The following is a 14,362-nucleotide window of genomic DNA, read 5'->3' on the forward strand; positions in this document are numbered from 1 at the left end:
CTATTATGTGTCAACTATCTTCATCCTATTATTTCCCTTACATATTTAGAGCACTCTTGGACCAAGTTATGTAAATTATTCGAGGTGTAAGCAATAATTCCTGGTGAGAAATCAATGTCATCAAACATTAATTATGCTCCCCTCACTTTGATTTTTAAATATTTCAGTTTTTGTATGTCTCATAATCCAAACGACCATCCCCCGGTGGAATACCGAGAAACGGTCGTAGCGTAAATTTCGTCTTTTTGTCTACTTGACAGGGTTATGACCATAAATAGTGACTTTCACTGAACTAATGTTCTTGTCCTTATACAATTTTTTCTAAAGACAATATTAAATCAGTGTTCTATGGCCACCAGTTACCTCTGCCTGCCCTTCTGTTATATGCGTTCATTAATTCTGATCAATAATTTCTTTAAGATTTGCTTCTCCTCGTCATTTAGGGCTTGAACGATTTCATCCTCTACTTTTTGAAATGAGTTATTGAAGTCCTCAATCAAGTCAACCGCTTTTGGTAATACATAAATATTTTTTTGCCGTTCATTATTGGCCGGGATTTTACGTTCGATGAAACCTTTTTGCTCTAGACCTTGAAGCATGCTTGTAACGCTTGCCCCACGCAGATGGAACCGATCTGCAAGATCCTTTTGAATAATATGATTATCTTGATTCTCATAAATATAATCAATTACTTTTCCTTGTTGAGAACTTAATCCTAACTCTTTTATACTCTCATCCGCTCTTTTCTTTAACTTAAGACCGATAATTTGAAACAATTCCATATAAGGCGTATCTTCTCGGGAATGCATGACCGTCCATCGTCCCCTCCGTAATTGTTAGGAATCTAATTGTAAGTAGCTAAAATATACAGTGATCCCAATAGGCTTGTCAAATAAACATTAGACTATTGACTGTTAGGTATCTAATAGTTATACTCCGAAGTGTTGAATCACAAACACATTAGGAGGATTTTTTATGATGGAGAAATTAAATCAAAATGCTGGGTTAGAAGAAATTACGGCGATTACAAATGTACGGATCTTTGATGGATATCAAATTATTGCTCCCAGACATATTGTCATTAAAGGGGTGTCCATTATCTCAGTGGGCGGAGACATCCCGAGCGATGCAACAATTATCGATGGAGAAAATGCGACATTAATACCTGGTCTCATTGATGCACATGTTCATACCTCAATTGGCGGATTACGAGATGCCTTAAAATTCGGTGTTACAACAGAACTTGAAATGAACGGCGATTTTACTAAAAGAGGGCGCGAAATTCAGCTTAAAAATGTGGATGACATCTCAGACGTCCGATCTGCTGGTACAGCGATTACCGCTCCTGGTGGGCACCCAGATGAATTACTGCCTGATGGAGATGAAATACCTGAATTCGTATTAAAGGAACTAGAGAAGTTATCGGAGGAAGACCGGGAAGCAATGTTGGCCGCCTACACTCACGATCACGACGAAATACCTCAAGTGACGACGGTTGAAGAAGCGATCAAACATGTGCATACCCAAGTGGAGAATGGATCTGACTATATTAAGATCATGATTGAAGAGGGAACGGTCATGGGTGCACCTGGCCTGCCTGTTCTAAGTGATGAGATTCTAAAAACAGCCGTTACTGAAGCCCACAAATTCGATAAGTTGGTTATTGCCCACGTTTTGACGGCTCTTTCATCGAAGGCAGCTATCGATTATGGAGTCGACGGTTTGGGGCACTTGTTTATCGACAGACCCGAGTACACGTCCGAATTGGTCAAATCCATAGCTGATTCTGGAGCTTTTGTTACACCGTGCTTGGTGTTGAATTCATCGATTATAGGTAATCCGGCATCAGAATTGGCTAATGATCCACGAGTTCATTCCAAATTAAGTCCAGATTGGATCGATATCTTGAACTCAAGCTTCAATACGTTCCCACAAGGCAATATGGAGAACAGCTTTAATAATGTGATGGATCTTCACCATGCCGGAGTTGATATTCTTGTAGGGACGGATGTCGCACCGGTTCCCGTTCCGAACCTTGGTGGCCTTGCTCATGGGGCCAGTGTTCACCACGAAATGCAGCTGCTGGTGAAGGCTGGGTTCACTCCGATCGAAGCTCTTCAGTCGGCTACTTCCAAACCGGCCCGTTGCTTTGGTCTACATGATCGTGGCCGGATTACCGAAGGTGCACGTGCTGATCTTATTCTCATTAACGGTGATCCGATCACTAATATTTCAGATACCTTGTCAATCAAATCTGTGTGGTTCAATGGTTCGCAAAAACTAGGCTAAAACTAGTAGTTTATATTTCCTAATTGTAAAATCACTAAGAAGAGGGAGTGCAAAATGCAGTCCCTCTTCGACTTTAATCTATTTATCCATCTACTAATTTTTTGGAACGATGCCCAGCGAAAATGAGTTGCTATTAGATCCCCTTCTGCTACCAGCTCCTTAACAGTCCATTGTATATCGTAAAAACTAGATCTCATCATATGAATTATAAAGAGATAACCACTTGGACCATTCATTGGTTCATTTTGCATAGGTACATAAAAAACAGCATCTGGAGCAATCCAGTTTTGTAGCATATTATACTCGATTACTCTACTGCTCCAGTGGCGCCGATTCGAAGATCAACTTCCACATCAAAATGTGCTCGGGATAGTTCTTTCCCCCAGTCGGCCTGTGCTTCCTTGTATAAGGGATACTGATATGCCCTGCATAAAACCCATTTCCAAATAAAGCAAAGATACTGGCGTTTGTCCCCGCTGTCCAACAATATACCGCTTCACCTTTAACTCTTTGTCCGCGATATAACGACGGATCATGGCTATATTTTGAGAACCTGTCTCTAATGAAATCTCCGGAAGAATTTCCGGTTTCTAGTTGAAGTGGAGCAAGAACATTTTGATTAAGCGACGCTTTATCTGTCAATTCTTCCATATAGATTATAGCGGCTAGTTCTCCGGTCTGTTTTATGCTTAACTTTCGGATGATTAAGTCGGGAGTATTCGTAAAGATTTCTTCAATTCTACCCAAGGATTCGTTCAAATTTTTGGTGATATTTTCCTCTTTTGTGTTCATGGCATATACATCGCGCCTTGTTCGCAAGTACACTTTGCAATTTGAAGTCAACGTTTCATCGGAAAAGTTTTCTGCCTTTTTATTTATCTTTTTCGTGATTCCCGGTTTGCCAAAAGATCTGCTCGTATTTGTTGCCGCATCCATGAGTTATACTCTTATTTTCTATGTTCATTTGAGCAAATCAGTAATATCAACGTTCATATGTTCGGTAAGCATTAAGGTTACATCCACTTTCACTTTGCTCCATAATAATGTCATTTTATGAATGTAACCTCTCACCGAATAATCTACCGTTAAACTCAGTTCAGATCTCACTTCATCTATGATTTTAATATGATGTTCCTTTAGCCTTTGTTTCGATTTGTACATTTCTAAAGCAATTTTCTTTTGGGTACCGTCCAAGTAGTCAACATACACAGATTTCATTTTGAAGTTTGAAGCGTATATTTTATGCTTATCTACCTCCAGAGCACCTAAAAGATAAGGGAGCTCTACCACCCTCTTCACGAGTGAAAGTTCCTCGAAAGTCTGTCGCACTTTATACGCCTCCTTCTTCAAGTTTTACAGCGACCAATTGATCAAAATCGACCCATTCAAATCCATTCTCCATTTCAATTTTGATTTTCTTTCCAAAGGTACTGACTGAAGTGACAATCCCGTGTATATACCGATTGCCTGACTCAGTAAATATTTCAAAGGTGGCTTGCAATGTATAATTGAGCGACATATCTATATTCTGAGTAATAATCTCCCACTCATCTTCATGGATCAGTGGTTTCGTTTGAACATGAATTTGAGTACGATGCTGTATAATTCGTTCTTTATGTTGTGGAAGCATCATGCGGCTCGATTCCCATAATCCATTGGCCTCCAGTTTTTTACTCATTTGTAATGCCCCCCAATTTTAGATGCTCTATCGATCGCTTGGCCCGCAGCCGTAATGGAGCTCGCTCGAAGAATGGCAATGTCGCCAAATCGATCCTTGATGTTGTCCATCACCTGATCAATGGCTCGTTTCTGCTCTTGATCATCAAAAAAAGATAGTTGATATGTATCCGCGTTGGATAATTGAGACAGGGATACGCCTACACGGCGCACAGGTTGCCCATCCCAGTGTTGATGGAATATGCGTTTGGCTATCTTGCATACATCAACGGTTATATTTGTAGGATCAGACAGTTTAACCTGCCTGTGAAAACCAGTGGGGTGGTCAAAATCCGCTCCAGACACACTTACGGATACGACACTACCCATCAATCCCTTTTGGCGGGCTCTTCTGCATACTTCTGTGCAGATATCGAGAATAACCACTTCGATCTCCCAAGCCTCTGTGAAATCTCTAGGCAGGGTCATTCCGTTTCCGATATCTTTTTGTGTACTGTGCGTGTTGACGGTTACCGGCGAATTGTCGAGTCCATTTGCGACTCGCCAGATGACTTCTCCATTAACACCCCACTTACTTCTTAATTTGGAAAGAGGCGTATTCGCCAGGTCTCTAATGGTTCGGATGCCCATCTTCCACAGATGTTTTTCCATTCTTGAGCCTATTCCCCACATATCGCGGATGGGCTTATCTCCAATATGGAGGTGTAACTCCTCTTTCTTTAAGTAGAAAATACCCCCCTCTGCTTTTTTAGCAATCATATCGCAGCACAATTTACTGATGACTTTGTTTTCACCAATGCCAGCTCTCGCGTAAACACCTGTTTCATTATAGATTTTGTCTTGAATTTGCTTGGCCAAATCGATTGGATCATTACCGAATAGATGCATAGACCCTGTAAAATCAGCGAATAATTCGTCTATACTGTACGGTTCGACCAGATCGGTGAACTCTTCAATAATGGACATGATTTGAGTGGATACTTCGATATATTCTTGCATGTGTGGTCTCACAATGATCAGTTCAGGGCACTTCTGAAGAGACTGCCAGAGTGGTTCCGCGGTAGACACACCCTTCGCTTTGGCTAGTGGACAAGCGGCAAGGATAATTCCAGAGCGTCTTGCAGGGTCTCCCGCAACAGCTAATGGTCTATTTTTGTATTGAGGCATTTTTGCCTTTTCGACTGAAGCATAAAAGCTCTGCATATCGATGAGCATAATGGTTCGTTGCTTAGCCAACACTGAAATCACTCCTGTACATTTAAGAACGTATGTTTGTATATTATAAACCGAACACACGTTCTTTATGCAAGAGGTAAATATTTATATTAGGCATACGACGAAGTGATGGATTCAAATCATACTCAGTCACACCAGCTTCTCCATCATTTGAACTCCCACCTGAACCAGAGTTTTCATTCAGAAAAAATGTAAATGTAAGTATTTTATTTTAATTGGTCAATCGTAATTTTGGTGGTACAAAAAAACCGCCTCATGAACGGCGGTCGTATTCCTGTTACTAGTCAATATTAAAATCTTCATCAGTCTCATAAGTTGAAAAACAATGAGGGCATTGATCCCACCATATCGAAATTTAAATCGATGTTTTCATTACTAATGAGTTCTTTTAGATTGGAATGAAGTGTATTAGTGCCAGCATCACAAAAATCTGTTGAGTTTGCACTTATAAAAAACGCAGAGTGACATTGTTTACCCTTGAGAAACTCTAAATAACTCAAGAAAATAATTGCATCTCCCATACTATTTTTTACGGAAGGATCAGCTTTCTTTTCTTTTTTTTCTGGAGCATCAATTGATCCGAAGAAAGGTGACTCTTTGTTTAAAGCCATTTCAGCTGCTTCAATTTTCACCTTATCTGCGATTGCAAAAGATTGAAATTCCTCAAATAACCTTAAAATTAGCTCTAGGCGTAAACCATATGAATCGGAAATGTATGTATCCTTCGTAGATTCGACCTTCTTAAACCACTCGGCAGATGGATTAATGTTTTCAAAACTGGAGCCTGCGTTCGAGTCATTATGTATGATCCAATTGTTTATTGTTTAACGAGAAAGGTATTGTTCATCTACAGTTAGGGCATGAATTAATCAACTTACTTTCATGAAACACACATTCATTGAAGAATGTCCCCTCCCTTTCAAGCAGTCTCTACACCAATGAAGATCTTTGTGAAACCAATGTTCCCGGGAACAACATAATACAGTCGAAGTTCTGTAATCGTTGAAAGAGCAGGATACCCCTACTCCAAAAGGGTGTCGAGGAGCAACGATACATACGATCAATAACAGAAGCTGTCCTGCCCAAAAATTTTTCATCGATCGTACTTGCGACTAAGCATCATCGAGGACAGATTCAGTTGAATATTCATGGTCATGACTGCGATATATGTGATAAAACCCAGGATCATTGGCAGCATACTGAGTGTAAAATTGGTGATATTGTTGGTCTTAACCACATCAGGGAATGAAGAAGAACCGATCACTTCTTCATGGTCGGCTCTTCTTCATTAAAATTTTATAAGTATCACGAAATTATGTCTCTTGTGCAATATGTGCGTTATCTGGCGCTTTTTGGTTCATGATCGGAACCATGACCAGTGCGCCAAGAAGAAATAATAATCCTGCACCGCCATAGATCGTCCCCAGTGAAAAGGCATCCTTTAACGCGCCAGCGAAAGACATGGAAACGACCATCATGCCAACGAACATCGGATTCAGAACCCCATTCACCCGGCCGACAATCGAAGCCTCTGACCATTTTAGAATCATTGTGCTGATCCCAATATGAATGCAAGGGAAAACAAGTCCATTCAGAAATTGAACGGTCAGGGTGAGCGGAACGCTTGTCGAATACCCTACAATGGCTGTGCAGACTGCGCCTGCGATCATACCTATCGCTAGAAGAATCTGCGGCGGAACCCGCTTGGCGAAGACGGCTACGATTCCGCCACCAATCAGCATAGCTGCACCATTTACCATCAGCAGATATTGCAGGAACTCCTCGCTCCTGCCCAGCCGCTCCGTTACGATAAACAGGTTGAGCGCTTGGGCTACACCAACAGCGAGTCCCGCGAGAATAAACGCAAGTCCGAGCATCCGCAGTACTTGGCTTTGCCAAACATAGCGGAAGCCTTCAATGAATTCTTTACGGAACTGCCCTTTTACAGCGACGGTTTGAGCTTGCATATTATCCTCTGGCAGACGAATAAGAACGAGTGCGGAGAGCAGAAAAACCACGCCCATGACAGCGATCGATATTTCAAGGCCAAAAGTGCTGTAAACGAAGGTTCCGAGCATAGGACCAAGCACCATGAAGATGGCCATCAGCGATTGGAATAGAGCCATCCCTTGCTGCAGCTGTTCTTCCGGCACATGATACTTAAACAATCGCATGCTTGAAGGTTGGGAGAACTGCGAAAGAATAGCCGAGATGAATGCGACAAGGTAGACGGAGTGCCAAGAACCGTAATGTATGGTCAGAAGTACTACGAATACCGATACCGCGGATAATAAATCGCACCAGATCATCGTTCGCTTCGGCCGCCAGCGGTCGGCAAATGTACCTCCGATGAACGAAAAAACAAAAATTGGCGCGAATTCTGCTACGCTGATTAGCGAAATGGCGTAAGGATCATTGTTTGTTCTATCCGCAACGTACAGGAGAATAGCGAAATTACGTACCCAGATGCCAACCTGCAGGAGCACGCTTGATAATAAAATCGTCTGCAGGAACCGATTGCGAAACAGGCTTGGCGCATTGCTGCTTTTTTCGTCCCTATTCAATCTTTTCAACCTCCAATTTGTCTATAAAGATGCCCATTTTGAATAAGATATGACTCTCCTTTCAATTCCTAATTATACGGACTTCATCATCGTTCACCTCCTACTAAAGACTGAAATTTCAGAGTCGGGATTGGATCGATATTTTGAATTTTTCAATACGTTCCCGCAAGGCAATATGGAGAACAGCTTTAAGAATGTGATGGATCTTCACCGTGCCGGAGTTGATATTTTGGTAGGGACGGATGTTGCGCCGGTTCCCGTTCAGAACCTTGGCGGCCTTGCTCACGGAGTAAGCGGCCACCACGAAATACAGCTGCTGGTGAAGGCCGGGTTCACTCCAATTGAAGCTCTTCAGTCGGCTACTTCCAAACCGGCCCGTTGCTTTGGTCTTCACGATCGCGGCCGTATTACCGAAGGTGCGCGCGCTGACCTTATTCTCGTAAACGGTGATCCGACAACCAATATCTCGATTAGCCTCCAGATTATCCATACCTTGGATTGGTAACACGTGGTGATACTGTCCGTGAAGCGCTACATGCGTCAATATATCACGAACAGACGTGGAATATGATGCCCCGGTGTGATTCTTATAAAAGAGTATTCTAGCCCACCTTAATGGGGTTGCTGATATCGTTCCAGAGCCCCCATAATGAGCAAATTTGTTTTCCTTCACCTCATAAAAGCTGCAGTTAATCTTCTGATCAGCTGCCGCTGTGTAGTTCTGAACTATCGTTTCCCGTTAGTTGAATGAATACTTTACTTTTATAATTTCCAAATGCTCTTCTCTAAAAATAATCAAAAGTGGGGCTCGAATATTAATATGTTCTTATTATGTTGCATTAAGAATGAATTGTCCTTCTTCAGCTTTAATTTCAAAGAAGTACTTTGTATCTCTAATCAGGCCATCTAAATGCTTGCTGGTCCTTTCTGGGACAAGGCCATCATTAATGATGCAAATAGTGACCGAAATGGTCCTCTTGTTTTCCTGCTGAAAAACTGTCGATTGACCTGTTCTATAAATGGAACTATACTTTGTAGCAAAGAAGGTGAGTAGATGAAACAAATAAGCAGTCGCTTTTCGATGGCAGTCCATATTCTCTCGATGATTACGTTGGATCCCATATATAGTACAGGTGATCGAATTGCACGTAGCATCAATAGTAACCCTGTTGTAATTAGAAGGATTATGGCCCAGCTCAAAAAAGCAGGGTATATTGAAACAAAACCAGGAGTTGCGGGGGCCTCCCTTCTGGTATCGCCCGAAAGATTAACCCTGCTGGATATCTTTCAAGCGGTCGAATCTGTGGAAGGAAATCAGCTTTTTAATTTTCACAAGAATACTGACCCCAATTGCTCTGTAGGTATGAACATTGAATCGATACTATTACCAAAACTCTCTAATGCGCAGAAGGTCATGGAGCATGAACTGGCTTCTGTTACCCTAGCTCAAATTGTGGAGCAAATACGAACAGAGGCAAATGTAAAATAAAGCTGCTCCTACGGTGTATGGAGTAGCTTTATTTTACATTTTTTAATTTTTCCCAATCAAACAGTAGCTTGCGCAGGCTCTACATATTCAATAAAACTGCCATCGGGATGCTGCACAAAAATGCTTGGACCAATAGGACCACACTGATCCCTTATTATAAGGGTATTTTGTTTTTTTAATTCTTCCTTCAATTCGTTCATGGAATCCACATACACCACGGCACGGAGTGATTTAGCAGGCTCCATGGCATCGGGACTTCCAGATACAATAACGTAAGGATAGACTGTGGCTAAAGATAAGCCAGCTTCAGGAATGTCCCACGTCCGATCCTTAGATCGGTTAGCAAGAGATTCATAATAAGCAACGGTTGATTCAAGTTGCTCGGTAAAAACGGGGATAAAATGATTTAAGATTTTCATGTTAGCCTCCTATTTTTTGTTTTCTAATTATAACCACAATAGTTATAACTGTTTTAGTTATACAAAAACATCTTGATTCTGTCAATTTTTTTGATGAGTATTCTCATGATTTTGCATACTTGTTTCGTCTACTGGAGATCTGTTTGGTCACTCGATTCTTGGCAATGACATCGTTCTCTGACGCCTTAGCTTGGCATCTCTTTTCTACTACATAAAGGGTTTGATAGCTGAGTTTTTCAAACCAAGCAAAAAACACGGGCATGGTTTTCCCCTCTACTTCCTAACTGTGCTGAAGTAAGATTCAACGTTTAGATATACATCTAATCGATAATAGGAACATGTTCTTGTCCATGATATCCATCATGATGCTATTTAGATAATTACCTAATCCGAAATGACACAATGTTCTTGTCCTTGGCTCGGGACAAAAACTTGTACCGATAAAATAAAAAAGCCGCTAAAATAGCGACTTCAATGGGACGATGTTCTTGCCCCTCGACATATATATATGCCAATCTTTTATCGTTAGCAAAACCGCAATCAGTTTGATGGCTGATTTTCGTTTTAAACAGTGCATTTTCCATAAGCGCAAAGAAAGACGCGTACGCCTTCTGAGATGATGCGTTTGGTTTGTTCCTCCTCCAAATTGCCTGCTTTTATCGGTTGATCAAATACCAACAAAAACGTTAAGGCAGCGAAGTGCTTTGTAGCCATTACAGGATCTGGCACATCGAGCAGTCCGGTTTGTCCAAACTCGGTAAACCTCCTGATAATCCCCTCTTCCGTTGCGTTATCCAGCTTTTCTAAAAACGAGCCTGGCAGGTTGGCCGCTTCCATTGTAACCAGACGGATCAAAGCGCTGTAATCGGACGAACCGTTCGCAGAAGCTACGAATTGTTCGCAGAATAAGATGAGCGCCTGCTCCAGATCCTCGAATTCCCAGAGGTAGGCTGATATCCCTTTCTTGATCATGTCCAGAACCGCCTCACTGGTTTCTTCCACAACAGCAAGCAGCAAGTTCTGTTTATCGCCATAATAATCATAAACGGTCCGTTTGGAAACTCCCGCTTTCGCTGCGACTGCATCGACGCTGGAACGATCAAACCCATCTGAAAGAAACAGGTCTCGTGCTGCCGCAATAATTTTGGCTCGTTTGTCTGAAGAGCCTTTGCGGATTTTTTTGTTTTCCGTATTATCCATCCTAATGTTTCCCCCCTATAGGTATACTATCAAAAATGAGTTCCACTTTACAAATTACACTGCACGGTGTAGTATAATCAATACAACATATCACAATCAATGATTAAGGAGGATTTTATCCATGAAAACCGTGCAGTCTTTTGTTGATGTTCTCATTGTCGGGGCCGGACCAACAGGACTTACACTTGCCTGTGACCTTGCCCGTCGAAACGTCGACCATCGTATTATTGAACGAAGCGCCTTATATAACGTAGCGTCTCGCGCCAAAGCAATCCAGCCCCGCTCGCTTGAGGTTGTTGATGATTTGGAGGCCGTTCGTTACATTATGGACACAGGTGTTGTGGATTTGCCTGTTCGTTACTATACCGAAGGTGGCAGCAGTGTGGACAAGCCGGCTATTACCGTTGCAGCCAGCGCCGAACTGGAGACACCCTATCGTGATCCGGTTTGGATTGCTCAGTATGATGTGGAAAAAGCATTGCGCGACCGCTATTCGGCGCTTGGCGGTCAAGTCGAGTTGGGCGTGGAAGCTGTAGGGCTTGAACAGGAATTGGACGGTGTGACGGTAACCGTGAATACACCGCAAGGAGAAGAGCAAATTCGCGCTCGTTATGTCGTCGGCGCTGACGGGGGCAAAAGCAATATCCGCAAGTTTTATTCAGTTGCAGCTGGTTGGAGAAACACACGATGATGAGCGATGGTATCTTGGCGATGTACGATTGGAAGGGTTAGATCGTGACCATATCCATATCTGGACATCTTCGGAGGGGATGGTCGGGGTGACACCGCTACCGAAATCCGATATTTGGCAGCTGCAGGCTACAATTCCGGCAGACATTGAAGAACCAGAGCAGCCATCGCTAGTGGCGTATCAAGCCATGTTTGACCGCCGGGCCGGGGCAGGATTTGTTCGGCTCACGGATGCTTCCTGGCTTTCCATCTACCGGGTCAACGTCCGTATGGTTGAATGCTACCGCAATGGCCGGGTCTTCCTTGCCGGCGATGCTGCTCATGTTCATTCGCCGGCCGGCGGTCAAGGCATGAATACGGGGATGCAGGACGCGTACAATCTCGGCTGGAAGCTGGCAACTGTCATACGCGGAGCGGACACCGCCTTGCTCGACACGTACGATGAGGAGCGCCGCCCAGTGGCTCAAGCCGTGCTTGAGGACAGCTCGAAGAAGATGGATGAGGTCATAGGAACGGCGACTGAAGGCGGAGGGTTGTCCCAATCTTTGAGCACCATATCCGACGATCTGACGAGTGGGCTTCTCATTTCCTATCGGTCAAGTTCTCTTACCCGCCCGTCTGCTCGAACGAATGTTACCCGTTCATTGCCCGGGGATCGTGCTCCTAATGCCGGGGGTCTGCAAGGTACAGATTTTGCAGAAAGTGTATTTGACCTGTTGCGTGGTCCACACTGGACTCTTTTGGCTTTTGTAAACCGCACAGATCATCTTTCTTTGGAGAACTTCACCTACGACGAACTTCATGTGCATTGCATCCTTCCATCGCATGTGGAAAGAGTGGAAGGCATAATAGACGCAGCAGGGAATGCCTATCGAATTTACGATGTAACAAGTAATGAATTCGTATTGATTCGTCCCGACGGTTACATCGCACTGCGGGCCTCCATTAATGATACCGCAACGATTTCGAATTACTTGAATTCCATTTATCGCGCAAACTGATTTGGACAAGGCCGGCGGAATTCTTTTCAACATCTCATATGGCTGCCGGCTCTTATATTCGTTTAATTTAGGTTATGGAAGGACTGTTACTATGGAAGAAATTATTCGAACCGTTAACTTGACAAAGCAATACGGGAATAAAGTCACTGTAGATCGCGTTTCGATTTCCGTTAAGAAAGGAGAAATCTATGGATTCTTGGGGTTGAACGGTGCAGGAAAAACGACAACCATCCGAGCTCTTCTCGGAATGAGCAAGCCTTCTTCTGGAGAAGTGTATTTGTTTGGTCAGCGCTGGGAGAATGGGAATCCCGATTTGTCAAGACGAGTAGGTTATATGGTGGAAGTTCCCTATGCCTACCCTACCTTTACGGTTAGGGAAAACTTGAGTTTGATGGCCAGGTTGCGAGGATTATCTGTTCCGAGGGCAATTAACGAAATTATGGAGCAATTGAATTTGACCCAATATGCAGATAGTAAGGCAAGAGATTTGTCACTTGGTAACGCGCAGAAACTTGGATTGGCCAAAGCGTTAATTCATAAGCCAGACGTTCTGATTCTCGATGAACCAACCAATGCGCTTGATCCAGCCGGAATTGTCGAGATAAGGGAGATGCTGAAAGCTCTAGCTTCTCAACAAGGAGTTACCGTGTTTATATCGAGCCATATCCTTGAGGAAATGTCTAAAATGGCTTCTCGAATCGGCATTATTCACAAAGGCGTATTACTTGAAGAACTGACGACAAAAGACTTTGAAACCATCCGCCGAAAGAGGTTGATAATCGGAACAAAGGATGATCGGAAGGCTCAAGCTATTCTTTCAGACTCCGGGTATGCGGTACATTCGACTTCGAATAACGGATTTGCGCTACCGGATGATCATGCCGTTAAGCATCCCGAACATATTGCGAGACTGCTTGCTCATCATGAAGTACCACTCACCATGCTTAACATTGAAGAGGAGAATTTGGAGCATTATTTTCTCAATGTAATCGGAGCCGAGGAGGAAAAACGGATTGAGACCATTGTTGACAGCCTGTAGTGTTGAAGTTTACAAATTGCGTCGTTCCTATGTTTTATGGGGCACGCTTCTGTTTATATTGTTTGTCATCACATTGTTCTTAGGACAGCCCAATTGGCCTTCCTTTTTTGAACGGACTGCGTTTTTGTATGCATCTGTGTTTGGGCTGCTGGGGTTTGGATTGGTAACAAGTTGGACATTTGGCCGAGAGTATTCCGATCGAACGCTCAAGGATTTGCTCGTTTTGCCTGTATCACGTGGTAAAATCGCGATTGCCAAATATGTCGCAATTATATTCTGGTGTTTTGTAATGATGTTGATCAGCTTTGCTTATGCCTTAATACTTGGTTTTGCTATTGGACTTCCTGGCTTTTCGTTTGCGATAGTACAACATTATTTGTTCCTAATACTTATCATTGGCGCTCTCCACCTATTATTAAGTGCGCCTCTTGCCCTATTGGCCTGTATATCGCGTGGTTATCTGGTACCGATCGGCTTTGCATTTACAACTTTAATGTTGGCACTGGTGTTCGGGCCTACCGCCATTGGAGCTTATCTGCCTTGGTCTGTACCTGCTTTGCATTTGCAGGAAAGCGGAGTATCTTTATTTCCCTTGTTGGGTACTAGTTATTTACTGGTTTTCTTAATCGGATTCCTAGGTCTCATTGGAACGGTTAAATGGTTACAAAACAGGGAGCAGTGATTGCCAGCCTCTTCATTTTTGCAAAGATCAAGCTTTTGATGCAGGAGCTTTCGTCTTACCTACTTTTCTTTTAATC

Annotated in this window: 17 protein-coding genes and 1 pseudogene; 7 read left to right on the top strand and 11 right to left on the bottom strand. The window is 43.0% G+C overall.

Features of this window, described 5'->3' with window-relative positions; translation table 11 throughout:
- Window positions 1-380: 380 nt before the first annotated feature.
- A complete protein-coding gene (locus QF049_RS07110) occupies window positions 381-809 on the bottom strand; it encodes a MarR family winged helix-turn-helix transcriptional regulator (protein WP_047843226.1) in 429 nt (142 codons plus the stop codon).
- A gap of 169 nt (window positions 810-978) precedes the next feature.
- Here QF049_RS07110 and QF049_RS07115 point away from each other — a divergent pair, with 169 nt between their 5' ends.
- A complete protein-coding gene (locus tag QF049_RS07115) occupies window positions 979-2,289 on the top strand; it encodes an amidohydrolase family protein (RefSeq protein ID WP_307543127.1) in 1,311 nt (436 codons plus the stop codon).
- Between the two features lie 2 nt (window positions 2,290-2,291).
- Here QF049_RS07115 and QF049_RS07120 read toward each other — a convergent pair whose 3' ends face one another.
- The 8 genes from QF049_RS07120 to QF049_RS07155 form a co-directional block, all read right to left on the bottom strand.
- Window positions 2,292-2,585, bottom strand: coding sequence for a nuclear transport factor 2 family protein (locus tag QF049_RS07120; protein WP_307536042.1), 294 nt, complete (start codon window positions 2,583-2,585; stop codon window positions 2,292-2,294).
- Between the two features lie 16 nt (window positions 2,586-2,601).
- Entirely contained in the window at window positions 2,602-3,225 is a 624-nt protein-coding gene (locus QF049_RS31475) for a hypothetical protein (RefSeq protein ID WP_483874749.1), read from the bottom strand.
- Between the two features lie 24 nt (window positions 3,226-3,249).
- Window positions 3,250-3,618, bottom strand: coding sequence for a YhjD family protein (locus tag QF049_RS07130; RefSeq protein WP_091029878.1), 369 nt, complete (start codon window positions 3,616-3,618; stop codon window positions 3,250-3,252).
- Window position 3,619: 1 nt separating this feature from the next.
- The gene (locus tag QF049_RS07135) at window positions 3,620-3,967 is read right to left on the bottom strand and encodes a YolD-like family protein (protein WP_307536047.1); all 348 of its coding nucleotides are present in this window, start codon (window positions 3,965-3,967) and stop codon (window positions 3,620-3,622) included.
- On the bottom strand, window positions 3,964-5,181 hold the full coding sequence (locus QF049_RS07140; RefSeq protein ID WP_373428337.1) for a DNA polymerase IV: 1,218 nt from the start codon (window positions 5,179-5,181) through the stop codon (window positions 3,964-3,966). Before QF049_RS07140 ends, QF049_RS07135 begins: the two co-directional genes overlap by 4 nt.
- 329 nt (window positions 5,182-5,510) lie before the next feature.
- Complete coding sequence (locus QF049_RS07145) at window positions 5,511-6,023, bottom strand: PIN domain-containing protein (protein WP_307543129.1); 513 nt, start codon at window positions 6,021-6,023, stop codon at window positions 5,511-5,513.
- A gap of 272 nt (window positions 6,024-6,295) precedes the next feature.
- Window positions 6,296-6,439 (bottom strand): hypothetical protein, encoded by a 144-nt coding sequence (locus QF049_RS07150; RefSeq protein ID WP_307536051.1) that lies wholly within the window; start codon window positions 6,437-6,439, stop codon window positions 6,296-6,298.
- A 76-nt stretch (window positions 6,440-6,515) separates the two neighbouring features.
- Window positions 6,516-7,766: an MFS transporter gene (locus tag QF049_RS07155; protein WP_307536053.1), complete on the bottom strand. Its 1,251-nt coding sequence runs from the start codon at window positions 7,764-7,766 to the stop codon at window positions 6,516-6,518.
- A 122-nt stretch (window positions 7,767-7,888) separates the two neighbouring features.
- Here QF049_RS07155 and QF049_RS07160 point away from each other — a divergent pair.
- Window positions 7,889-8,271 (top strand): annotated as a pseudogene (locus tag QF049_RS07160) (amidohydrolase family protein); the annotation flags it as partial.
- A gap of 549 nt (window positions 8,272-8,820) precedes the next feature.
- Window positions 8,821-9,255: an Rrf2 family transcriptional regulator gene (locus QF049_RS07165; RefSeq protein WP_128102248.1), complete on the top strand. Its 435-nt coding sequence runs from the start codon at window positions 8,821-8,823 to the stop codon at window positions 9,253-9,255.
- 56 nt (window positions 9,256-9,311) lie between these two features.
- On the opposite strand, the gene QF049_RS07170 is transcribed toward QF049_RS07165, so the two are convergent.
- Window positions 9,312-9,674, bottom strand: a complete 363-nt coding sequence (locus QF049_RS07170) for a VOC family protein (protein WP_307536057.1) — start codon at window positions 9,672-9,674, stop codon at window positions 9,312-9,314.
- Window positions 9,675-10,238: 564 nt separating this feature from the next.
- Window positions 10,239-10,874 carry a TetR/AcrR family transcriptional regulator gene (locus QF049_RS07175; RefSeq protein WP_307536059.1) on the bottom strand — a complete coding sequence of 212 codons (636 nt, stop codon included), beginning with the start codon at window positions 10,872-10,874 and terminating at the stop codon, window positions 10,239-10,241.
- Between the two features lie 121 nt (window positions 10,875-10,995).
- Here QF049_RS07175 and QF049_RS07180 point away from each other — a divergent pair, with 121 nt between their 5' ends.
- The 4 genes from QF049_RS07180 to QF049_RS07195 all read left to right on the top strand — a co-directional run bounded on the left by QF049_RS07180 (window position 10,996) and on the right by QF049_RS07195 (window position 14,286).
- Entirely contained in the window at window positions 10,996-11,565 is a 570-nt protein-coding gene (locus tag QF049_RS07180; protein ID WP_307536061.1) for an FAD-dependent monooxygenase, read from the top strand.
- On the top strand, window positions 11,486-12,565 hold the full coding sequence (locus QF049_RS07185) for an FAD-dependent monooxygenase (RefSeq protein ID WP_307536063.1): 1,080 nt from the start codon (window positions 11,486-11,488) through the stop codon (window positions 12,563-12,565). Before QF049_RS07180 ends, QF049_RS07185 begins: the two co-directional genes overlap by 80 nt.
- Before the next feature lie 91 nt (window positions 12,566-12,656).
- Entirely contained in the window at window positions 12,657-13,604 is a 948-nt protein-coding gene (locus tag QF049_RS07190) for an ABC transporter ATP-binding protein (RefSeq protein ID WP_307536064.1), read from the top strand.
- Window positions 13,579-14,286 (top strand): ABC transporter permease, encoded by a 708-nt coding sequence (locus QF049_RS07195; RefSeq protein WP_307536066.1) that lies wholly within the window; start codon window positions 13,579-13,581, stop codon window positions 14,284-14,286. The genes QF049_RS07190 and QF049_RS07195 overlap by 26 nt, the downstream gene beginning before the upstream one ends.
- Window positions 14,287-14,362: the final 76 nt, after the last annotated feature.

This window comes from Paenibacillus sp. W4I10 (assembly GCF_030816325.1).
Taxonomy (GTDB): Bacteria; Bacillota; Bacilli; order Paenibacillales; family Paenibacillaceae; genus Paenibacillus; species Paenibacillus amylolyticus_B.

What these genes read in the sequence shown, in the direction of transcription:
- QF049_RS07110 (WP_047843226.1), bottom strand. Translation starts at nt 809, where the DNA reads ATGCATTCCCGAGAAGATACGCCTTATATGGAATTGTTTCAAATTATC.
- QF049_RS07115 (WP_307543127.1), top strand. Translation starts at nt 979, where the DNA reads ATGGAGAAATTAAATCAAAATGCTGGGTTAGAAGAAATTACGGCGATT.
- QF049_RS07120 (WP_307536042.1), bottom strand. Translation starts at nt 2,585, where the DNA reads ATGCTACAAAACTGGATTGCTCCAGATGCTGTTTTTTATGTACCTATG.
- QF049_RS31475 (WP_483874749.1), bottom strand. Translation starts at nt 3,225, where the DNA reads ATGGATGCGGCAACAAATACGAGCAGATCTTTTGGCAAACCGGGAATC.
- QF049_RS07135 (WP_307536047.1), bottom strand. Translation starts at nt 3,967, where the DNA reads ATGAGTAAAAAACTGGAGGCCAATGGATTATGGGAATCGAGCCGCATG.
- QF049_RS07140 (WP_373428337.1), bottom strand. Translation starts at nt 5,181, where the DNA reads ATGCTCATCGATATGCAGAGCTTTTATGCTTCAGTCGAAAAGGCAAAA.
- QF049_RS07165 (WP_128102248.1), top strand. Translation starts at nt 8,821, where the DNA reads ATGAAACAAATAAGCAGTCGCTTTTCGATGGCAGTCCATATTCTCTCG.
- QF049_RS07170 (WP_307536057.1), bottom strand. Translation starts at nt 9,674, where the DNA reads ATGAAAATCTTAAATCATTTTATCCCCGTTTTTACCGAGCAACTTGAA.
- QF049_RS07175 (WP_307536059.1), bottom strand. Translation starts at nt 10,874, where the DNA reads ATGGATAATACGGAAAACAAAAAAATCCGCAAAGGCTCTTCAGACAAA.
- QF049_RS07180 (WP_307536061.1), top strand. Translation starts at nt 10,996, where the DNA reads ATGAAAACCGTGCAGTCTTTTGTTGATGTTCTCATTGTCGGGGCCGGA.
- QF049_RS07185 (WP_307536063.1), top strand. Translation starts at nt 11,486, where the DNA reads ATGTCGTCGGCGCTGACGGGGGCAAAAGCAATATCCGCAAGTTTTATT.
- QF049_RS07190 (WP_307536064.1), top strand. Translation starts at nt 12,657, where the DNA reads ATGGAAGAAATTATTCGAACCGTTAACTTGACAAAGCAATACGGGAAT.